This is a genomic window from Phycisphaerae bacterium (genome assembly GCA_018003015.1).
Classification (GTDB): Bacteria; Planctomycetota; Phycisphaerae; order UBA1845; family PWPN01; genus JAGNEZ01.
Genome location: JAGNEZ010000005.1, coordinates 60,719 through 82,626 on the forward strand (window position 1 = coordinate 60,719; position 21,908 = coordinate 82,626).

Genomic DNA, 21,908 nt, shown 5'->3' on the forward strand with positions numbered 1-21,908 from the left:
GCCTTCACCAACCGATCGGACGGTCAAACGTCAGGAGCGTCATGATGTCAATGAGCAACAACGAAGTCGTCGCGGAGTTCATCGTCGAATCGCAGGAGCACCTTGCAGACATCGAGAACCAGCTTCTGGCGATTGAAGCCGGCGGCGCGGCCATCGACCTCGAACTCGTCAACACGGTGTTCCGCTCGATCCACTCCATCAAGGGGGCTTCGGGCTTCCTGGGCTTCACCGCCATCGGCGAGCTGTCACACAGCATGGAGAACGTGCTGAACCTGATGCGGGGCAAGGAGCTGGTCCCGACATCGGAGACCATCGACGTGCTGCTGAAGGCGGCGGACGTGCTCCGCGGCATGATCAACGTGGCGGAACAGTCGAACGGCACTGACGTCTCCGCGCACGTGACGGCCCTCAAGCGGATCATCGAAGGCGGAACAACCCCCGCGGTCCAGACGAGCATGAAACAGACCACGGAGATTCCGGGACCCGGCGGCATCGTTCTGCGGGTGACCGAACACGTCCTGGCAACCCAGCGGACCATCGGCCACCGGCTGTACCTGGTCAGCATCGACCTGATCTCGGAGGTGGAGGCCAAGGGCATGACCCCTCTGGCCTGGGTCAAAGGACTACTCAGTTTCGCCGAGCTGCTCGACTCGCGCCTGGACCTGGTCGACGGCGGTGGGCTCGACTCAGAACTGCCCGGAGCCATGCGGTTCGTGGCCCTGATCGGAACGGTCCTGGAAGACCCGGAAATCGTGGCCACGGCCTGCAAGGTGCCCGTGACGCAGGTCCAACCGGCCCATATCGACCAGGCTGCGCCGGCCCCGGCGACCGCCCCCCATCCCCCCGCCACCGTCGGTCCGGACGCGACGCGTACCGCCGCGGCCGACACCGCCGCGACTCCAGTGTCCCCGGCGTCCGCCCCCGTCGAGCCGGCCGACGCCGCAGCGGCCCCGCCCATTCACGAGGAGGTCCCGTCACCGGTGCACCAGGAGCCGGCGGCTGCGGCTCCCACGGCCAGCATGAGTGGTTCGACCACAGGGCCGGGCACTGCGGCGACCAGTGCCGGCGGGACTGAGACCAGCATTCGCGTATCCGTCGGGCTGCTCGACCATCTGATGAACTTGGCCGGCGAACTGGTTCTGGGGCGCAACCAGCTCCTGCAAATGATTGCCACTAAGGACCAGAGCGGCCTGGAATCGGTGGGCGGCCGGCTCAATCAGGTCACCAGCGAGCTGCAGGAAGCGATCATGCAGACCCGCATGCAGCCGATCGGCTCGGTGTTCAGCAAGTTTCCGCGCGTGGTACGAGACCTGAGCAGCAAGCTTGGCAAGCAGTGCGAGCTGGTTGTGGAAGGCAAGGATGTGGAGCTCGACAAGTCGATCATCGAGGCCATTGGCGATCCACTCACCCACCTGATCCGCAATTCGGTGGATCACGGGATCGAGCGGCCGGGAACCCGCACCGCCAAGGGCAAGAAGGCCTCGGGCACGGTGGTGCTGCGGGCCTTTCACCAGGCGGGGAAGGTCAATATCACCATCACCGACGACGGAACGGGGATTGACGCCGAGAAACTCAAGGCCAAGGCGATCGAGAAGGGTCTGATCACGACCAGCGCCGCCCGGGAAATGAGCGAACGGGATGCGATTCGGCTCATTTTCCACCCTGGCTTCTCCATGGCCGAGAAGGTCACCGACGTCAGCGGGCGCGGGGTGGGCATGGACGTCGTCAAGACCAACATCCAGAAGGCCGGGGGAACGGTCGACGTCGAGACCCAGGTCGGGGCCGGCACCACGATCAGCATCAAATTGCCGCTCACTCTGGCGATCATCCCATCGTTGATCGTGCGCTGCGGGGAGGAGCGCTACGCCATCCCGCAGGTCAACATCAGCGAGCTGGTGCGGATCAAGGCGACGGAAGCGGCCTCGAAGATCGAACGTGTCAGCGGTGCGGAAGTGCTGCGGCTTCGAGGCAACCTGTTGCCGCTCGTCCGACTCAGCAAAGCCCTGGAGATTCAGTCGAAACGACTGGATCCGCTGCCGGCCACGCTGGAGGACAACCTGCGCGAGAACCTTGCGGACCGCAGAAGCGGCCGGGCCGCGCCGCCGGAGATCGAGGAGCATCGATCCGGTGCCGACCGGCGTACGGATACCGCGGCCGGCGCCCTGAACATCATCGTGGTGGAGACCGGGCACCTGCGTTACGGCATGATCGTGGACGGTCTGCACGATTCGGAGGAGATCGTGGTGAAGCCGCTGGGCTCGCACCTCAAGGGCACCCCGTGCCTGGCGGGAGCGACGATCCTGGGCGATGGGCGGGTAGCCCTGATTCTGGACATCGCCGGCATCGCGTCCCACTGTCAGTTGGCCGTACCTGAAACCGAGGATGACGCCGAGGCGACCGAACAAGGGGCGAGTGGCTCGGGCGAGACGCATACCCTGCTATTGTTCACCAACGAGCCGAGCGAGCAGTTCGGCGTTCCGATGGGCCTCATCGCCCGGATCGAGCGCATTCGCACATCGCAGATCGACAGCGTCGGCGGCCAGGACATTCTGCAGTACCGCGGCAGCTCGCTGCCGCTGCTCAGCCTGGATCAACACATCAAGGCCAAGCCTCGAGCGCAGCAGGACACGGTCTACGTGGTGGTTTTCCGGGCCGCGAAACAGGAGATCGGCCTGATCGCGCCGAATCTGGTCGACATCCGCGAGGTCGACGCCGAGGTGGACACGATCACGTTCCACCAGCCGGGCGTGATGGGCTCTATGGTCATCGACGGCAAGGCCACACGGCTGGTGGACCTGTTCGAGCTGGCCCGCACGGCGCATCCCGACTGGTTCACGGGCCAGACCGCATCTGACCAGGGCTTGAAGATCAAGCCCCGGCTGCTGCTGGCCGAAGACTCCGCCTTCTTCCGCAACCAGCTCAATGGATTCCTGACCGACGAGGGCTTTGAGGTCGTCGCCTGCGAGGATGGTCAGGTGGCCTGGGACAAGCTCCAGTCGGCTGACGAGCCTTTCAGTGCGGTCGTCACCGACATCGAGATGCCCAACATGGACGGGTACAACCTGACCCACCACATCAAGCAGAGCCCGCTCTACAGCCATCTGCCGGTCATCGCGGTCACCTCACTGGGCGGCCAGGAGGACATGCGCCGGGGCAAGGAAGTCGGTGTGGATGAATACCAGGTCAAGCTGGACCGCGACCAGTTGATCGCGGCCGTCCGCAGACTGTTGAAGGCAACGAATCCGACCCGGGGCCCGTCCCAGGAGACCACCCCGTCCCAGACCAGGAGGTCACGATGAATACCGCGACACTGACACCGCCTCGGAATTTGGCCCAGGAGATGGAGTACGCCACGTTCTATGTGGGCGAGATCCTGCTGGGCGTGGACATCGGGCAGATGGAGGAGATCAATCGTCAACTCGAGGTCACCGTGGTGCCGCATGCGCCGCCGTTTGTGCGCGGCGTGGTGAATCTTCGCGGCGAGGTGGTCACGGTCGTTGACCCACGAGTCATTCTAGGACTTCCCATCACGGAGGTCTCGGCAACCAGCCGGACCGTGATCGTGCGTCACAGAGGCGAGCAGATTGGCCTGCTGGTCGATCGAATCGCGGACGTCGTCCGCATCTCGGCAGGCGAGATGGAGCCCCCGCCGGCCAACGTGAGTGGTGTGGAGGGGCGCTTCTTCAAAGGAGTCTACAAGCTGCAGACGGAGTTGTTGATCGTTCTGGATGTGGAGACCGCCTTGTCTGCGCCGGCCAGTGATCGTCAGGCGTAGCGATCGAGGAATGGTCTCATGATGGGGCGGGGTGAGCCCGCCGTGCCGGAGACATGCTGGAACCGCGGGTCACGTTACCAGGTACGGGCCAGCCATGGACAATCGCAGAGAAAGCAGGAACAGACATGAAACTTCAGAACAAACTGACCGGAACAAGTGTGGGCCTGATGCTCCTGTCGGTGGCCGTGGTCGCGGCCATCGCGCTGTGGGCATTTGTTCAATCGAACCGCACGGCGGTATCGACAGCCAGGGCCGCGATCCAGTCGCAAACCAGCGAGGTTCTGGCGATCGGGGTGCGCGCCCAGGTGAGAGACCTCGACAACCTGGTCAAGCGTGTCGAGAACGACGCTCGGCGGCTGGCCGACTCGCCGAACTTCGCCGGCTACATCACCTGCAGGGCGGGAACGAACGAGCTCTGGAACGAAATCGGCATGAAGGAAGCCGGCCGGATCCTGGAGGGAATCGAGAACACCTGTGCCGTCCAGCGGGCGTTCCTGCAGGAGATTCTGGAGCACAACATCGTCGTCGCCGAGCACGTGCTGGCGCGTCACGGGCGCATCGGGTTCTCCGAACAGAAAGCGGAATGGAAGGCGGTCAATCAGTTCAACAAGACGGAGACAACCGTCTCGCTGCCGCGTCTGACCATCGGTGACAAAACGCTTGAAAGCAACTCCGACCCGAAGACGCCCTCCCCGGTGGTGGACGAAGTGGTGGCTCAAGTCAGCGGTTCGTGCACGATCTTCCAGCGAATGAACGAGACCGGCGACATGCTCCGCGTGGCCACGACGGTAACCAATACCTCGGGCCAGCGCGCGATCGGAACGTACATTCCGGTGACCCAACCGGACGGAACGCCCAACCCGGTCCTGGCGTCGGTCTTGGCCGGCAAGCAGTATTCAGGCCGGGCCTTCGTGGTCGACTCCTGGAACTCAGCGGTCTATAGGCCTCTGAAAAACGAGAAAGAGCAAGTGGTAGGCGTGCTCTATGTGGGGGTGAAGGAGCAGGAGACCGCAACCACCCTCCAGGACATTGCCAAGATCAAGGTCGGCAAGACCGGTTACCCGTTCGTGATGGACTCCAAGGGCGTTCTGATCAGCCACCCCAAGACCGAGCTGATCGGCAAGGACACAATCAAGGACCTGAACCTGGCCTCATTCAAAGAGATCCTTGAGAAACGTTCAGCGGACAAGACCCAGCGGCTCTCCTACACCTTCGAGAACCGTGACAAGTTCGTGCTCTACAAGTATTATCAGCCCTGGGACTGGATTGTCTGCGTCAGCGGCAATTGGGACGAGTTCAGCGCCGCCGCGGCGGAGTCGGCCGGCAAACTCCTCGCCCAAGAGCTCAAAACATTGAGCCACCTCTCTGAGCTCACCTTCAAGAACGAGCGGAAACCGATCTACAGCCAGATTTGCTGCATGAGCGCCAAGGGCGACGAGCTCATCAGGATTCAGAAGGGCGAGGAACAGAAGGACCTGGGCAACAAGTCGGATGCCGCGTGGTTCCAGGAAGCCACCAAGCTCAAGGCGGGGGAAGTCTACCTCGCGCCGGTGGAGGTTGCGGCCAACACCCAGGAGGTGGAACTCAGGGCGGTCTCACCTGTCTACCAGGGAGACAAGCTGCTCGGCGTGGCGGTGCTCAGCATGGATTGGGGCATCACCCACGACGTCATCGCCCAGACGACCTATGGCAAGACGGGATATGCCTACGTCATGAACGACAAGGGCCTCCTCGTCAGCCATCCGAAGTATTCGCTCATCGACAACGTCAACATCGGCGACGCCAAGTACGGGCCGCTTGCCGATTTGGTCAAGACGCACATGAGCAAAGGCGAGCAAGGGTACAGCCAGTATACGTTTGAAGGCATTGAGAAATGCGTCGCCTACGAACCGCTGAAGATCGGAGCATCCACTTACTCCGTGGCCGTCACTGAGCCGATCGAGGAAGCCATGGCGATCGCCAACAACCTGGCCGTCGAAGGCAACAAGAACGCCACGGCGACCATTAAGAAGATCTCGCTGTCGGCGCTGGCCGTGATCGTGATAGGCGTCTTCGTCAGCCTGGCTACCGCTCGCCGCATTGCCAACCCGATGCGGCGACTGGCCCTCGCTCTCCAGGACATCGCCCAAGGGGAAGGCGACCTGACCAGGCGTCTGGAAGTCAAGACCAAGGACGAGATCGGCGACGTAGCCCACTGGTTCAACGTCTTCCTGGACAAGCTCCAGGGCATCATCAAGAAGATCTCGGAGAACGCGCACACCTTGGCCGGGGCCTCGACCGAACTGTCGTCCACCGCAACTCAGCTGGCCGGCGGGGCCGAGGAGACAACCGCTCAGTCGGCCACCGTGGCGGCCGCGGCGGAGGAGATGTCCGCGAACATGAATACGATCGCGGCGGCTGGGGACGAGATGTCGACCAACGTCAAGACCGTGGCCGCGGCCATTGAGGAGATGACCGCGAGCATCGGCGAGGTGGCCCGCAACGCCGAGCAGGCGGCCAGCGTGGCCGAGAACGCCACCCAACTGGCTAACACGAGCAACCAGAAGATCGGCCAGTTGGGATCGGCCGCGGATGCGATCGGGAAGGTGATCGAGGTCATTCAGGACATTGCGGAACAGACCAACCTCCTGGCCCTGAACGCGACTATCGAGGCGGCCCGGGCCGGGGACGCGGGCAAGGGTTTTGCCGTAGTTGCCACCGAGGTCAAGGAACTGGCCAAGCAGACCGCCGAGGCCACCGAGGACATCCGCAAGCGGATCGGGGCCATTCAGAGCTCGACCGGGGAGGCGGTGACGTCCATTGCCGAAATCACCAAGGTCATCGGCAAGGTCAACGAGGTCTCGCGCACGATTGCCTCGGCGGTGGAGGAGCAGTCCATCACCACCAAGGAAATCGCCCAGAACGTGGCCCAGACGGCCGCAGCCTCGAGTACGGTCTCGCAGGGCGTAGCTCAGTCGGCGACGGCGAGCCAGGAAATCACCCGGAACATGGTCGGAGTCGATACCGCCGCCAAGCAGACTGCCCAGGGGGCGGCACAGACCCAGGCCGCCGGTCAGGAACTGTCCAAGCTGGCCGAGGAGCTGCAGTCCCTCGTCGGGCAGTTCAAGGTCTAAGCGCGAGCCACGCGTCTCGGTTTCCCCGGGGGAACCGTCCCCGGGGAGACGAGAGCGGCATGAGGATTGGCGGCCGAGGCATCCCAACGGCGGTTCGAGATTCGGGGGACGGGAGGCCGATGGCCTGACAGGAGTCGTTGGCAGGGGGCAGCAAGCGGCGGGAACCTGTGGAACGATTCAGACTTCGGGAGCAAGCGGCGTAGGCCGGGGATGGGCATCGCCGGAGCTCGGGGCCATCGGAGGACCATACGTGGCTCAAGCCAAGGTACTTGTGGTGGATGACAGTCCGATGATCAGCCGCCTCCTGCAGAGCAAGCTGGGGGCGGCCGGCATTGTCAGCGACGCGGCGGACTCTGCGGCGAAGGCGTTGCAGATGATGGAGCGCCACCTTTACTTCGTGGTGGTCGCGGATATCCACATGCCGGGCACGGACGGCGTCGCCTTGCTCTCGGCGCTCAAGAGACTCAGCCCGCTGGTACAGGTCATCATGTTGACGGGAGATGCGTCCATTGAACAAGTGATCGAATGTGCCGACCGGGGAGCCATCGACTTCTTCTCCAAGCAAGAGCCGCTGCCGCCGCTGACCGACGCGGTTGCCTCGGCTCTGGCCCGGGCGGCTCGTTGGAGCGGATGGTTCCGGCAAGGCAATTCCGCGCCTGAGGCACTGGTCGCAGCAGGAAGGAAGCCGTGAACGAGAGGAAACTCCGAGTTCTGGTGGTCGACGACACGGTGGTGTACCGCCGGATCGTGAGCGAGGTCCTGGCGAGCCTGCCAGGGGTGGAGGTTCTGTCGGCGGCGGCCAACGGCAAGATCGCCCTCCAGAAAATGGAGCAGCTTCATCCGGATCTTCTGACTCTCGATCTGGAGATGCCGGAGATGGACGGCCTGGAGGTACTCCGCCAGCTCAAGGCGAAGAACAGCCCGGTCGGGGCGATCATGCTCAGCGCATTTACCACCAGCGGGGCTGATGCCACCGTGGCCGCCTTGAAGCTGGGTGCCTTCGATTTCGTGCTCAAACCCAGCGGGACGGACACCGAAAGCAACGTTGAGGAGCTGCGGAGAGAGCTTGGTCACAAGATCGAGGCGTTCGCCCGATCCCGTTCGATTCGCGAGGCGGCCGGAGACTCATCCGGGCCTCAGCGGGTGGCGACGAGGAAGGTGTCCTCCGCTTCCGAAGTGGTTCGGCGAATGAGCGTTGTCGCCCAACCGGTCTCCGGCAAGCCGGAGGTGGTGGCATTGGGCATTTCCACCGGCGGACCGCAGGCCCTGAGCCGAATGCTGCCCCAGCTCCCCGGCGATCTGGCCACCCCGGTGCTGGTCGTGCAGCATATGCCCCCGAAGTTCACGGCCTCGCTGGCCCACGATCTGAACAGCCGTTGCCAGTTGGCGGTCAGCGAAGCCGCTGGCGACGATGCCGTCGTTCCGGGTCGGATTCTGATCGCCCCGGGCGGACGGCAGATGAAGCTCGACCGGGAAGGAGAGCGGTTGGTTGTTCGGATTACCGAGGATCCGCCGGAGAACCACTGCCGCCCGGCGGTCGACTACTTGTTCCGCTCCGTGGCCCATGTCTGCGGGCCAAACGCCCTCGGCATCATCATGACCGGAATGGGCAGCGACGGAGCCCTGGGCTGCCGGCTGCTGAAACGCCGCGGGGCGACCATTATCGCCCAGGACGAAGCCACGTGCGTGGTTTACGGGATGCCCAAGCAGCCCACGGAGGAAGGCCTGGCGGACGCGGTGGTTCCACTCGAGCGCATGGCCACCGAAATCACTCGCCTCACTGGAAGAGGAGTGCCCGCATGGAAGTGAGCAGCGAGGACATCAAAGTCATTTCTCGACTTGTCGATGACCTGTGCGGTATTGTCCTCGATGAAACCAAGGGCTACTTGATCAAGAGCCGGCTGACGAGAATAGCGGAGGAGACCGGGTGTTCCACCTTCAGCGAACTCTACTACAAGGTCCGATACGCCAACGACAAGACTCTGCAGACCAAGATCATCGACGCGATCACGACGAACGAGACGCTGTTCTTTCGTGACACCACGCCGTTCGAGGCGATGCGGCACAAGGTCATTCCGGATCTGATCGACGAGAAGGCCGGCACGGTCTGCCCTCGCCGCCTGCGGATCTGGTCGGCAGCCTGCAGTACCGGCCAGGAGCCATACAGCATGGTCATGGTGCTCTACGAGCTGTTGCCCGATGCCGCCCGCTGGGACATCCAGATCACCGCGACGGACATCTCCGACACGGCCATCCGGCAGGCCAGTCTCGGCCGTTACAGCGACATGGAGATTAACCGGGGCATGACCCCGCAGATGCTGGCCAAGTACTTCAATCGCGAGCCGAGTGGCTGGAAAGTCAAGGACGAGGTACGGGGGCTGGTCGCGTTTCGTCGGATCAACCTCCTCGAACCGTTCGTCGGCCTGGGCCCGTTCGACATCGTGTTCTGCCGGAACGTCGCCATCTACTTCAGCCCCGAGGCCCGCCGAAGCCTCTTCCTTCGGCTAGCCGATACCCTCACCCCCTCCGGCTACCTGTTCGTGGGCTCTTCCGAGTCGCTCACCGATCTGGGACCACGATTCGCGCCCCATCAGCACTGCCGCTCGGTCTTCTACAGGCCCAACAAGTCGGGAGCGGCCGCCCCTCAGGCCTGCCTCGCAGGAGCAGGACGATGAGGCTGCGAGCCCGGGTCCTCGTTCCGATCAGTTTGCTCCTGGTGGTTCTGAGCAGCTGCCTGTACCTGGCCGCCACCCGTATCCTCACCCAGGGATTCGCCGAAACCGAGTTCCGGGCAACCGAGCATGCCGTCCACCACACCAACGCCACCATCGACGACCTGATCAGTCGACTGCAGATCATCGGCGGCGACTGGGCTCAGTGGGACGATACCTGCAGGTATATCGAGGATGGGAACCCGGCGTTCGTGCAATCGAACATCACGGTGACGAGTCTGACCACCATCCACACCGACTGGATGCTCTTTCTGCACCGCGACGGCCGCGTCGTCGGCGACTTCACCCAGGCGGCCGACGGCGAATCGGCCAACCTCATGTTCAACGTACAGGCCCCCCTGCTGCGCGAGCATCTGCCGGTGCTGACACACCACGAGAAGGTGGGCGCGCCTATTGCCGGCGTTCTCCTGGTCGCCGGCTCACCCTGCATCGTCTCATCCTGGCCGATCGTGGACAGTAATGGAGCGGGCCCCATCCGCGGCACACTCATTGTCGGCCGGCGGATCAACGCCGACGTGCTCAAGAGCCTGCATCGACACACCAACTCCACGATCCGGCTGCACCGCCTCCATCAGGAGCCGGTGCCGGAGGCCGTCCTGGCGGCGCTCCTGGGCGGCGAGCCTCAGGTCATCGACATGGCCGACTCGGAGACGGCGACGGGCTGGTCGCTCAGGAGAGACCTCTACGGCCGGCCGGCAGTGCTCATCGAGAACACGACCCCTCGTCTCGTTGAGCGGCACGTGACGGCGAGCCTCCGGTACCTGCTCGCCTCGGTGGCGGTCGTGAGCCTCGCCAGCATCGTGACCATCCTCGTTCTTCTGGACCGGCTGGTCATCCGGCGAATTCAGCAACTTGCCCGGGGAGTCGAGGGAATCCGGGCCAACGGCAAGCCGTCGGAACGTCTCCAGGTCGACGGCGGAGACGAGCTGGGCCAGCTGACCGCAAGCGTCAACTCGATGCTCGAGTCGCTGGAGACCGCTGAGAACAAGCACCGGGCGGCCTTCGAGAACGCCACCGACGGCCAGATCCTCATGACCGACCGATTCCTCGATTGCAACAGCCAATCGTGCCTTCTGTTCGGCTGCGACCGCGAGGACATCATCGGCCGGACCCCCGCGGACTTCTCGCCACCCTTCCAGCCCGATGGGCGCCGTTCGGCCGAGGCGTCCCAGGAGAGAATCGAGGCCGCGCGATCGGGACATCCTCAGCGGTTCTACTGGCAGCATCGCCGCAGGGATGGTTCACTGGTCGAGTGCGAAGTCTCCCTCGTCCCCATCATTCTCGGTGGCCAGCGATCCGTGCACGCAACCGTGCGCGACATCACCGAACAGAAACGCGCCGAGTTCCAGGTCCACCAGAGCCGCGAGCAGCTCCAGTTCGTGCTCGAGGGCAGCAATGACGGGTTCTGGGACTGGAACATGACCACGGACATCATCGAGTTCAGCCCGCGGTGGTGCGAGATTCTCGGCCATGAGGTGGAAGAGATCGAGCCCCGGTTGAGCACCTTCCAGCGGCTGGTTCACCCTGACGACTGGCCGATGCTCGAAGGGAACATCCAGACCCACGCTCGAGGTGAGACTCCCCAGGTCTCGGCCGAGTTCCGCATGCGCTGCAGGAACGGCGAGTGGAAGTGGATCCTCGGACGAGGCAAGGTGGTAAAGCGCGACGACACCGGCAAGCCGCTGCGCATGACCGGCACACATCGTGACATCACCGAGCGCAAGCAGGCCCAGGAAGCCCTCCGCACCAGCGAGGAGCTGTTCCGCAGCATCAGCGATTCTGCCCAGGACGCGATCGTCATGATCGATCCAGAGGGTCGGGTCGTGGTCTGGAACCGAGCCGCCGAGACCATGTTCGGCTTCTCGGCGGATCTGGCACTGGGCGCAGGCCTGCACGATCTCATTCTGCCCCAACCTTATCACCAGGACCACCTCGAACGCCTGTCCCGCTTCGGGACGGCACCGACCGGAGACGGAGTCGGAAAGGTCATCGAGCTCACGGCCAGAAGGGCCGACGGCCAGGAACTCCCGATCGAGCTGTCTCTGTCCGGCATGCGCCTGCAGGACAAGTGGTTCGCCGTGGGCATCATTCGAGACATCACTGAACGCAGACGTGCCGAGGAGGCTGTCCGCCAAAGCGAGGAGCATTTCCGGCTGCTGAGCGACAGCGGGCCGGCCATGCTCTGGATGGCCAGCCAGGACATGAAATGCACGTGGTTCAACAAGGCCTGGCTCGAATTCACCGGCCGGACCCTCGACCAGGACCGCGGTAGCGGGTGGAGTGAGGGCATCCATCCCGAGGACCTCGAGCGGACCCTTCGGCACTACACGACCTCCTTCGTAGACCGGCAGCCGTTTGAGATCGAGTACCGCCTGCGCCGGGCCGACGGCCGCTACCGCTGGGTGCTCGACCGCGGCATTCCTCGATACTCGGATTCCGGAGAGTTCATTGGATACCTGGGCTCCGCGATCGATATCGACGTGCGAAAGCAGATCGAAGACCGGCTTCGCGAGAGCAACAACATGCTGGCCGACACAATCGAGCGGGAGAAGGAGGCCAAGACCCAGCTCATGGCCGTCCTCCAACAGCTCCGGTCGGCCACCGAGGCGGCCAACGCCGCGACCCAAGCGAAGAGCCAGTTCCTGGCCAACATGAGTCACGAAATCCGCACCCCCATGACCGCCATCCTGGGCTACACGGATTCCCTGCTCGAAGAGAGCCAATCGGCCGGCGAGAGCCCGGAGCGACTCAAGGCCCTCACCACCATCCAGCGGAACGGGCGCCACCTGCTGGCCATCATCAACGATATTCTGGACTTCTCCAAGATCGAGGCCGGCAAGCTCGCCATCGAGCAGATTCGCTACTCCCCGCTGCAGATCCTGGCCGAGATCGAGTCGCTGGAGTCCGTCAACGCAGCTCGGAAGAACCTGCGTTTCGAGGTCAAGGCCCTGAGCCCGATGCCGGCCACCATCACCACCGACCCCACCCGCCTCCGCCAGGTCCTGGCCAATCTGGTCAACAACGCCATCAAGTTCACGCCGCAAGGCTCCGTGAAGCTGCACGCCCAGTTCCTGGCGGCGGAACCCGCTGATTACCCGCGAATCCAGTTTGACGTCGTGGATACCGGGGTAGGAATCAGCCCGGAACAGCGGGAACAGTTGTTCAGGCCATTCACCCAGGCCGATGCCTCAACCACGCGGCAGTTCGGCGGCACGGGGCTCGGGCTGGTCATCAGCCGGCAGATTACCCAGTTGCTCGGCGGCTCCATTGAAATCGTCGATTCCGCGTCTGATCGCGGGACTCATATCCGCGTCACGATCCCCACTGGTTCACTCGAGGGTGTTTCCACCAGGGACAACGGTGAGAATCTCAACATGGAAGACTCTGTACAGAAGAACCGTGCGCCGGCCACGGCAGGTTCGCTGCGCTGCCGCATTCTGCTGGCCGAGGACAGCGAGGACAACAGCGATTTCATCAGCGCCATGCTGCGACGGGCAGGCGCCGAGGTGGTCCTGGTCGAGAACGGCCAACTGGCTGTCGATCAGGCCCTGGGTGGAATCCTGAATCGCCGGGCATCGGACCCGTCTCGGCCCTACGACATCATCCTGATGGACATGCAGATGCCGGTCATGGACGGCTACGAGGCCACCCGGCAACTCCGGGAGAAGGGCTACACCGGCAAGATCATCGCCCTGACCGCCCACGCCCTCTCGTCGGACCGCGACAAGTGCCTGGCCGCCGGATGCGATGACTACGCGACCAAGCCGATCAACCGCCAGGAGTTCTTCCAGACCATCCAGCGCAACCTGTCGGCATCCGCGGCCGCTCCCACCCCGCCGGCCGCACCCGCGTCAAAGGCTCCGGAGCCGGCGACCCCGGCCGCCAGCGAGCCTGCCCGACCGACGACGCCCTCGACAGCGGCCGGATCCGGGAATCAGGTCCTGTCCAGCGAGCGGTCCTGCGACCCGGCATTCGCTCCCCTGATCGAGGCGTTCCTTGGCCGGCTGCCCAAACGCATCGAGGCGTTCGAGCAGGCCCTCGCCGCCCACGACCTAAGCATCTTGACCATGGAGGCTCACAAACTCAAGGGGGCGGCCGGCAACTATGGCTTCACCGCACTGTCCAAGGCGGCCGGTGACATCGAAAGAGACGCCAAGGCACAGTGCGCCCTGGACGTGCTGCAGCACGAGGTCAAAGCCCTGATCGAACTCTGCCACCAGACGCGGGCGGAGAACCCGCCGGCTCCGACAGCGGCGAACAAGGAACCCCCATAAGGCAGGCCCGGGACAGCCCAGATCCGTTCGGCCCCGCGGACGAGGCCGGACCACAGGATCAGATCCAGGCGCTCATCACAGGAACATCTTCACGACCGTCGCCATGATCGCAATCAGGGCCAGAACGATCGACTCCCCGGCAATCAAGCCGGCCGCCACAGGCATGATGTATGTGCCTGCCGTGCGGCGGTGAACGAGGGTCCACACCCAGGCGATGACCGCACCGATCGCAAACGAGAGACTGTTCTGGAAGGGAACCACCCACGCAAGGCCCAGGCCCATCGCGGAGGGCAGATAGGCAGCCGCCTTCGGCCACAGCGCCGACAGGATCGGCAGGGCAATGCCCACCACAGCTCCGATCAGGATGGCATACTGGGCCGTCAGGGGAACCGTGTGCAGCCCCTTGGTTAAGGCGTCGGCCATTGCCCGCCACATGTTGGTGGCCGGCGGCTGGAACGCCTCCAGGGTCTGCTGGTCCGGAACCATGAGATACCAGGCAGGAACGATCGCCGTCACGCCGAAGAAGACCCCAGCCCATTGAGCCAGGAACTGCTTGCGCGGATTGGCGCCCAGCAGATACCCCGACTTCAGATCGGTCAGCAGGTCCGCCGCGCTGCCCGCGGCACCCGCGGTTGTCCCAGCCGACATCAGATTGACCGTGGTGTCCCCCTTGGCCAGCAGAGCGTACATCAGCTGCGTGACCTTGCCCATGGCCCCGGTCGGCGTCGTATCGGTCTCGCCCGTTGCCCGGCAGGCGACAAGCGAGAGCACGAACGACATGGCTACCGCGATCACTCCGAGCAGGATCGACATGTTGAACGCAAGGTAGTTGAGCAGCACGGCGGCAATGCCAATGGGAACCACGCCCGCGATCACCCAGGAGCCGGGGACCTCGACGCGGGCCAGCTCGGCGGCGCCGCTGCCCGCCTCCGCCCGCTGGAACACATTGAAGGCCCGGGCCATCGTCCGCCACTGCAAGGCCACCGAGGCCAGACTCGAGAACACCATGATGGACGTCCCGCCCCACAATGCCCAGCGGGTTGGATTGATCACCCCGTTCTTGACGGTGAACGAGGGAACGAAATCGGCGACACCGGCCATGGCCTGATCCTGGGCGAACAGCCACGGAACGGCCACGCAATAGAGCAGGATCGAGCCGGCCAGCATCGACAGGGAGACACGAAGGCCGATGAACATGCCGGCCGCGATCATGAGTGTGCCGGGCTCGAAGCCGAATCCCACCAGCGAGGGACCGTTCGAGCGGCCGGAAAAGGCGATCAGCTCGCGGATGTGCAGACGCCACGGCGTGCCCAGGATCGGCGTCTGATAGATGCGGTCGAGCAGCGGAATGGCCCCCTCCGCGGCACGAAAGAAGCCGAGCACCGCCCCACACCCCAGCGCCGTGACCAGCGAGTAGGCCTTCCTGATCGCCTCGGCGCCGTGGCTGTGAAGGCTCCGCAGGGTCTCGGCCGCGGCCATTCCACTCGGAAACGGGAGCCGCTCGATGTTGATCATCTGCCTCTTGAGGGGAATCGCGAGGAACACGCCCAGAGAAGCGCTGAGGAACGTGAAGGCCACCAGCGTCGGCCAGGACAGGTGGTACCCGTAGATCAGCAGCAGCGATCCCACCGCGGTCGCCAGCGTGCCACCGGTGGACATGCCCGCGGCCGAAGCCGTCGACTGCATGCAGTTGTTCTCCAGGATAGTCATCTGACTGAGGCGTTTGCCGGACAGGGTGCGGAGCGCATTCCAGATGACGTAGGAGAGGACACAGCAGGTGATCGCGACTCCGAAGCTCCATCCCAGCTTCAGCGTGGTATAGAGGTTCGAGATACACATGAACATGCCCAGGATGCCGCCCATCAGAACGGCGCGCAGGCTTAACTGGCGGACGTGGTCCCCCTGATAGACGTAACGATACCAGTGCAGCTCCTTCTCATCCGGCGTTGCATGGTCGGGCAGGGGCGGAATCTCTCCCGGCCGGCGGCCGTTCGGGGGCAGATGGGCGGCCTGTTCCGCCGCCACCGGCATCTCGAGCCGATCGCCCGCTTGCGAAACAGAGGCGGCCGACTCCGCGGTCCCGTCGGGCAGACTACTCTCGCGTTCGTTTGCACCGGTGGACATCAGCGGTTTCCTTCGGATCCTCGGCGGCCCGCGACTTCGCCAGGCCACCAGCAATAACCACACGCCCCCCGCCTGCGACCACCACGACGGTGCCCGCCGCGACTTCTCACTGCACCTGGAGCCCCATACGTTCAGAAGGGCCGGGCCGGCGCTGAACTCGGGCCAGCTCTCGACGGAAGAACCTGCGCTTGCGGGGCCGGCGCTCCCGCCGCTTACCCGCGTGGGAGCGGTCCCCACATACCAGTCTCGCCCGGCCTATTGTAACCCGACGTGGAGCACCTGTCATGGCACGTCAGCCTGACCGGGTGGACGATCTCGACCATTTCAGCGGCCCGGCGAAGTGGGAGATCACATTACATTCAGGCCGTCAGCAATGGAGTCCAGCTTTTCGCCGCGCTGCCGGCACTCGTCGCCTCCCGGAAACCCCCAAATGACTTCAAAACCCAGCACAGGTGTCACAACGACTCTTCATACCGCCTCAACCGCTCCGGTTCCACCGACCGGGAGGCCCAAGGCCTCGCCGGCCAACCCGGAGAGCGGCATGAGAAGAACCTCCGCGTCCACGGACCGAAACCCTCTCGTTCCTGGCGAACTTGCACAGAGTCTTCTACTTACCCAAACTACCAAATCGAGGGAGTGGGCGGATTTCTGCTGGTGAGCTCTTGACGACAAGCAAGGATGCCGGATACTCTGCCCGCAACCGCATGAGTCTTGCGGAGTAGCGCAGTGCGGACCGCCCAGGACTCAGGGATGAGTGATGGAGCGTTTCGCTTTTGCATGGGCCGGGTGGCCCCCGTGTGCAATTCAATCCAACGGGCGGCAAGGAAGATCATTCAGTTCGGAACCGGTGATACTCCGGCGAGGAGTTTCTGCCGGCCTCCATCGTGGGTACTGAGCTGTTCGGAAGACACCCGCAATCCGATCGGGGCACATGCAGGCCTCGCATCGGTCCATCCTAGGGAAATCGTTGCTGGGAGGCCCTATGAGCAACCATGACATCCGGGCCACGGTGATCCGGGTCCTCGAGACCGAGACCGGCTACAATCTGGCTCGACTTGACCGCGACTCGGATCTGCGCGCCCAGGTCGACATCGACTCGATGCAGTATGTGGCCATTTCGGTGGCGATCGAGAACGCCCTGGGTATCGAACTGCCCATCGAAGTCCTGAGGGTGCGGACACTCAACGAGTTCATGGCAATGGTGGAAGCGGAGGTCGCCAGGATTTTGGCCCCGTTGTAGGCCCTCTCTACACTTGTCCCTGCAGGTATCCCAGCGCGCGAGAAGTGGTAGCCCGCATGGTTCCGGTTCAGGAGAGCGCAATTCCTGCGCCCCGAATGCGGGCGACGGTGTGCTCCGACACGTCGGCACGCGGGAGCGCATGGGCTCAGTTGGTCCACGGCCGTTTCCGCCTCGTCGCCGCTCACGGAGCGCGCGTTTCCGATTCCGAGCGAGAAGGCCTGACGTCTTATCGGTCGCGCAAGTGTTGCCGACGGGTGGCTGCACCGGCGGTCCGCGTCGGCTCGACCCGCCTCGTGCCGGTTTGTGAGCTGGATTCAGCTTGCGCAGGGAATGGCCGCTTTCTGGAACCAGCAGATGGGCAATGAGCCACAGGGACTTTCTCTAATCTAAAAAGCACCTGAACGAAACATTACCCATCCTAACAACTCGTCCTGACTCCAGGAAAAAGTGGTGGTTTTTCCTTGACGCCGTTCGAAGATGTGAGATACTCTGCCCGTAACCGCATGGGGTTTTGCGGAGTAGCGCAGTTGGGATCGCCTGCACCTCACGGACGGGTTGGCCGGTGATCGGCTTTTCACGGGTCAGGTCTTCCGCATGTCCGGCCACAACCGACACACGATGTCCGGCCACAACCGACACACGGTCAACGGGGGTGGTTTGACCGAAAGCTGATGGCCATCCGGCCGACGGGCAGGCATGCCCGGCCTCGGCGGCCAGCGACCTCGCGGGCCTGATCAGGCTGTGCTTGATAAAACTGGTTGTCATACAGTTTGTTCTTCTTCTGTCAACAGGTGTTGGGATGCCTGAGCTGATAGAGAAACTGGACTTCCAGGGCATTCACTTCGCGAACCGGGTGTATACTCCGCGGGAAGTGCAATCCACCGTTGATGACCTGGCCACCCATCTGCGGGCGAAGCGGATCTCGGATTCACCGTTCGCCTTTGTCTTCGCGTACAACCACATCAAGACGGTGATCGCCTGCTTCGCGGTTCAGAAGGCGGGCATGATCCTGGTTCCGGTCGACCCGGACATCCGGCCGCTGGAGCTGGGTGATCTTCTGGCCGACAGCGAGCCCGGCGTGCTGATACGCTATGACCCGAGAACGCTCGAGTTCGACTATCGCCGGGATCTTGTGTTCCGCCGGCCGGCGAGCGAGCCGTGGCGAGGCGAGGACCTCTCGCGCATCTGCATGATGGTGTACACCGCCGCGGAGGACGGGTGGTACAAGGGCGCGCTTCTGACCCGGGAAGGACTCCTCTCCGTGGCCCACGCAATCGTCCGCGGCGACCATGTGAACCCGCGAACCGTCTCCTGCATGCTGGCCCCGCTGCACCACCTGTACGGCTTTCAGGCCGGGCTTCTGGTTCCGCTGCTCGGCCGGGGCACGGTGGTGCTGCAGGAAATCAAGGAACTCTCGCGGCTGCGTTCCTCCGTGATTGAAATGGCGAAATATAGAGTTACAAACCTCTATTCAGTTCCTATGGTGTTCTATCTGATCTCTCGCGTCCCCATGGTAAGGAACTGGCTGGGAACGGTGGTGGGGGCCGTGTCCGGCGGATACAAGCTCATGGAACCCGTTTTCCAGACTTTCCGGGACAAGACCGGGCTGGAGATCCATGAAGGCTACGGCCTGACCGAAGCGTCGCCGGTCTGCACGTGGCACATCCCGGAGGACCGGATCCGGATCCACTCCGTCGGGCGAGCCTTCGGCGACTGTGAAGTCTGCATTCGGGACAGGAAGGGCAACCGCATGCCGCCCGGCCGGTCCGGCGAAGTGTGCGCCCGCGGGGTGAACGTCATGCAAGGGTACTTCCGACACCCCGAGGCCACGAGCCGCGCGATCCGCGACGGCTGGCTGCACACCGGCGACCTGGGTTACATGGATGAGGACGGATATGTCTACCTGACGGGACTGGCCAAGCGAATGTTGAACGTCGGGGGCAAGAACGTGTATCCGCGCGAGGTAGAGCGATTGGCGCTCCTGCATGGCAACGTTCAGAACGCAACCGTATTCGGCAAGGAGTCGAGTCTCGGCGGGCACGAGGTGGATGCGAAGTTCGTTCTCCGCGACGGCGCGAACGGTTCACGGGAGGCGTTCAACCGCTGGTTCCAGGAGAACCTGTCGCGGTACAAAATCCCCAGGCGAATCGAGTTCGTCTGAGCCGTGCCGCCGTCCGAGAAGGCCGCCCGCCCGGCTGCGATCGGGCGAGTATCGGGGAATCGGGGGTGACTCACATGTTTCTGGATCAGATCTATCGCCAGATGCGCGAAAACGGAACGGCGTTCACCGCCTGTGCCGATGAGCTGCTGGACGGGCTTCGGCGCACCCGGGCTTCGATGTCCGCCGACGAGTGGAAAGCCTTTGCCGTGCGGGTCTCCATGAACCACCCGCTCCGGCCGCTCCTGCTCGAGGACCCGTTCACTCGCCGTGCGGCCGAGAAGCCTCGCGGATACGCCGGCGACGCGGTGATGATCGACTACATCTACGGCCACTACGAAATCAACGGAACGTCGAAACGCGGCCGGGCCGTCCTGGACTATCTCCTGAGCCGGCCGCTCTCGCAGGCCGTACGCAACCGGCGGGACGCCCTGACCCGGGCGATCGATGACATGGCCGCGGAAAGGCCGGACGCGGAGGTGCTCGCTCTGGCCTGCGGTCACCTGAGAGAGGCAATGGACTGCAAGGCGATTGTTCAGCGCCGGCTCGGCCGGTTCGTCGCCCTGGATCACGATCCCAACAGCCTCAGGATCGTGGAAGAACAGTTCAGAGCATGCGGCGTGGTCACCGTCTGCCGATCGGTGTTCGACATGAACTTCGCCGACCTCGGGCGGTTCGACCTCATCTACAGCGCGGGGCTCTACGACTACATCTGGCAGGGTGCGGCCAAGCAGCTGACCAGCTACGTGTTCGCGATGCTGAAACCGGGCGGCAGGCTGCTGATTGCCAACGTCACCCCCGAGGAACCCGATGCCGGGTACATGGAAGCGATCATGGACTGGTGGCTGATCTACCGGACCGATGAACAGCTCGCCGCCCTCGCCCAACAGATTCCTCGATCCGAGATCGGGGCCCAGAGCGTGTTCAGGGATCCGACCGGATGTGTCGCATTCCTGGAACTCGTTCGCGCCTGAAGGGTATCCGCCGCGGACCGGAAGGCCGTTCGAGCGAACCGGTCCCGAGCCCGGGCCAGCCGGGCCCGCAGGCGGCCTCGCATCTCCACCGACCGCATGGCCTTCCTCGGGCCCTCCCTGAGGTCACCAACTGAAACCGAAGCCCATCGAGATGAGATGCTGCGTCTGGGCAAGGTGTCCGTCGCCGTAGTCGGTGCCCAGCAGAATGTGGCTGCTTCCAGGACCGTCGATGGATCTCGGGAAGGCGATGACGTAGCCGCCGCCGACCCACCATTTCCGGGTCTCATAACGCAGCCCGATCGTCCCGTGATGGGTGGACGTGATCGATCCCATGGGGGTGAGGTTGTAGCGATCGGTGTTGGGCGTGGCGAAGTGATAGCCCGCACCGAGCCGCCAATGCTCGCTGAGCTTGAATTCGCTGCCCAGAATGAACGCCCACTGATCGCAATACCCCAGCGGAAAGGGACAGCTGAAGTCAATCGGCGAGTGGATTCGGATGCGGGTGCGGTGAAACGTGCTCTGGTCATAGTTGAGCCACCGGACCTCGCCGATGATCTTCAGCCACGGGGTTGCATCCCAGGCGGCGCCAGCGGCGATTCGCTGGGCGCCCTTCAGATCCTCGAGGGCCACTTCGCCGAGGGACACGGGAAGACAACCCAAGAGCGAGGCCTTGCCTTTCCCGCCCGACAGATCACCGAACCAGGTCGGCGAACGATAGGCGAGTCCTAACGATAGCGTCTCCGCCGCCTTGTAGTGCAGGCCGGCGTTGAAACCGCCGCCGTAGGCGTACCCGCGACCGAACTCGATGTCGGCCGGTCCCAGGACGGTGCTGAATTCCGACGTGGCGGCTTCGAATCGTCCGCCGAGCCCGAAGGACAGCTTGTCGGTCAGCTTGTACCCCAGGCTGATCGGCATGCTGACCATCTTCATGTCCGAAGCTTCACGCCGGTTCCAGAAGGGAATGAACAGATGCCGGAACGAAAAGCGGGTGCCAAGGCCAGCCTTGGAGTTCAGGGCAACACCAAAGGTCAGCCGGTCGTTGAGCGGAACGGCAATGCCCGCGTTGACCAGCGGAATGAGCTTGACTTCCGAGTCGTCGGAATCCAGCGGCCCTCGCCATCGGACGTCAAGGATGCCCAGCTTGCCGGCGAAATCGAGTTTGCACAAATCACGCGGTGAAAGGCACAGGTTGGCGGGATTATCGATCTGGGAGAGAACGGAATCGCCGACAGCCACATCCGCGCCTCCGCGGGCCCGGGCCTGCATGCTCACGCCGATCGGTTCGACGCCGTCGGTCGCGAGTGCCGCAAACGACCATGCCCAGGTGAGCCAGAGGACACCAATGAGCCGCGGTGGTTTGACCCGGAGGAACCTGCCCACGATGTGCTGAACCTCGCGCCCGATGAACAACATCCGAATGAAATGCCCGCGCCACGGCCAGTACCGCTGCCCAAAGGAACACCCACGCCGACCCGGTTGAATCGGAATCCCGGCCTCTGACTCGACGTGCGGAACCCT

Annotated in this window: 12 protein-coding genes; 10 read left to right on the top strand and 2 right to left on the bottom strand. The window is 63.8% G+C overall.

The annotated features are described in order from the left end of the window. Positions 1 to 41 precede the first annotated feature (41 nt). From KA354_03675 to KA354_03705, 7 genes are all read left to right on the top strand, one after another. Entirely contained in the window at positions 42 to 3,299 is a 3,258-nt protein-coding gene (locus tag KA354_03675; protein ID MBP7933727.1) for a chemotaxis protein CheW, read from the top strand. Continuing rightward, entirely contained in the window at positions 3,296 to 3,775 is a 480-nt protein-coding gene (locus tag KA354_03680; GenBank protein MBP7933728.1) for a chemotaxis protein CheW, read from the top strand. Before KA354_03675 ends, KA354_03680 begins: the two co-directional genes overlap by 4 nt. A 125-nt stretch (positions 3,776 to 3,900) precedes the next feature. Next, positions 3,901 to 6,888 carry a Cache 3/Cache 2 fusion domain-containing protein gene (locus tag KA354_03685; protein ID MBP7933729.1) on the top strand — a complete coding sequence of 996 codons (2,988 nt, stop codon included), beginning with the start codon at positions 3,901 to 3,903 and terminating at the stop codon, positions 6,886 to 6,888. 250 nt (positions 6,889 to 7,138) lie between these two features. Beyond that, entirely contained in the window at positions 7,139 to 7,579 is a 441-nt protein-coding gene (locus KA354_03690; GenBank protein MBP7933730.1) for a response regulator, read from the top strand. Further along, a complete protein-coding gene (locus KA354_03695) occupies positions 7,576 to 8,697 on the top strand; it encodes a chemotaxis response regulator protein-glutamate methylesterase (GenBank protein ID MBP7933731.1) in 1,122 nt (373 codons plus the stop codon). The genes KA354_03690 and KA354_03695 overlap by 4 nt, the downstream gene beginning before the upstream one ends. Continuing rightward, complete coding sequence (locus KA354_03700) at positions 8,688 to 9,563, top strand: protein-glutamate O-methyltransferase CheR (protein MBP7933732.1); 876 nt, start codon at positions 8,688 to 8,690, stop codon at positions 9,561 to 9,563. The genes KA354_03695 and KA354_03700 overlap by 10 nt, the downstream gene beginning before the upstream one ends. Next, positions 9,560 to 13,894 carry a PAS domain S-box protein gene (locus KA354_03705; GenBank protein MBP7933733.1) on the top strand — a complete coding sequence of 1,445 codons (4,335 nt, stop codon included), beginning with the start codon at positions 9,560 to 9,562 and terminating at the stop codon, positions 13,892 to 13,894. The genes KA354_03700 and KA354_03705 overlap by 4 nt, the downstream gene beginning before the upstream one ends. Positions 13,895 to 13,969: 75 nt before the next feature. Here KA354_03705 and KA354_03710 read toward each other — a convergent pair whose 3' ends face one another. After that, the gene (locus tag KA354_03710) at positions 13,970 to 16,018 is read right to left on the bottom strand and encodes an OPT/YSL family transporter (GenBank protein ID MBP7933734.1); all 2,049 of its coding nucleotides are present in this window, start codon (positions 16,016 to 16,018) and stop codon (positions 13,970 to 13,972) included. Between the two features lie 982 nt (positions 16,019 to 17,000). Here KA354_03710 and KA354_03715 point away from each other — a divergent pair. The 3 genes from KA354_03715 (at position 17,001) to KA354_03725 (ending at position 20,390) form a co-directional block, all read left to right on the top strand. Next, on the top strand, positions 17,001 to 17,258 hold the full coding sequence (locus tag KA354_03715) for a hypothetical protein (protein MBP7933735.1): 258 nt from the start codon (positions 17,001 to 17,003) through the stop codon (positions 17,256 to 17,258). 799 nt (positions 17,259 to 18,057) lie between these two features. Then, complete coding sequence (locus tag KA354_03720; protein ID MBP7933736.1) at positions 18,058 to 19,419, top strand: AMP-binding protein; 1,362 nt, start codon at positions 18,058 to 18,060, stop codon at positions 19,417 to 19,419. Positions 19,420 to 19,493: 74 nt separating this feature from the next. Then, the gene (locus tag KA354_03725; GenBank protein ID MBP7933737.1) at positions 19,494 to 20,390 is read left to right on the top strand and encodes a class I SAM-dependent methyltransferase; all 897 of its coding nucleotides are present in this window, start codon (positions 19,494 to 19,496) and stop codon (positions 20,388 to 20,390) included. A 123-nt stretch (positions 20,391 to 20,513) separates the two neighbouring features. Here KA354_03725 and KA354_03730 read toward each other — a convergent pair whose 3' ends face one another. Further along, positions 20,514 to 21,803, bottom strand: coding sequence for an outer membrane protein transport protein (locus KA354_03730; GenBank protein ID MBP7933738.1), 1,290 nt, complete (start codon positions 21,801 to 21,803; stop codon positions 20,514 to 20,516). Between the last annotated feature and the right edge of the window lie 105 nt (positions 21,804 to 21,908).

What these genes read in the sequence shown, in the direction of transcription:
- KA354_03710 (MBP7933734.1), bottom strand. Translation starts at nt 16,018, where the DNA reads ATGTCCACCGGTGCAAACGAACGCGAGAGTAGTCTGCCCGACGGGACC.
- KA354_03715 (MBP7933735.1), top strand. Translation starts at nt 17,001, where the DNA reads ATGAGCAACCATGACATCCGGGCCACGGTGATCCGGGTCCTCGAGACC.
- KA354_03675 (MBP7933727.1), top strand. Translation starts at nt 42, where the DNA reads ATGATGTCAATGAGCAACAACGAAGTCGTCGCGGAGTTCATCGTCGAA.
- KA354_03700 (MBP7933732.1), top strand. Translation starts at nt 8,688, where the DNA reads ATGGAAGTGAGCAGCGAGGACATCAAAGTCATTTCTCGACTTGTCGAT.
- KA354_03725 (MBP7933737.1), top strand. Translation starts at nt 19,494, where the DNA reads ATGTTTCTGGATCAGATCTATCGCCAGATGCGCGAAAACGGAACGGCG.
- KA354_03680 (MBP7933728.1), top strand. Translation starts at nt 3,296, where the DNA reads ATGAATACCGCGACACTGACACCGCCTCGGAATTTGGCCCAGGAGATG.
- KA354_03730 (MBP7933738.1), bottom strand. Translation starts at nt 21,803, where the DNA reads ATGTTGTTCATCGGGCGCGAGGTTCAGCACATCGTGGGCAGGTTCCTC.
- KA354_03685 (MBP7933729.1), top strand. Translation starts at nt 3,901, where the DNA reads ATGAAACTTCAGAACAAACTGACCGGAACAAGTGTGGGCCTGATGCTC.
- KA354_03705 (MBP7933733.1), top strand. Translation starts at nt 9,560, where the DNA reads ATGAGGCTGCGAGCCCGGGTCCTCGTTCCGATCAGTTTGCTCCTGGTG.
- KA354_03720 (MBP7933736.1), top strand. Translation starts at nt 18,058, where the DNA reads ATGCCTGAGCTGATAGAGAAACTGGACTTCCAGGGCATTCACTTCGCG.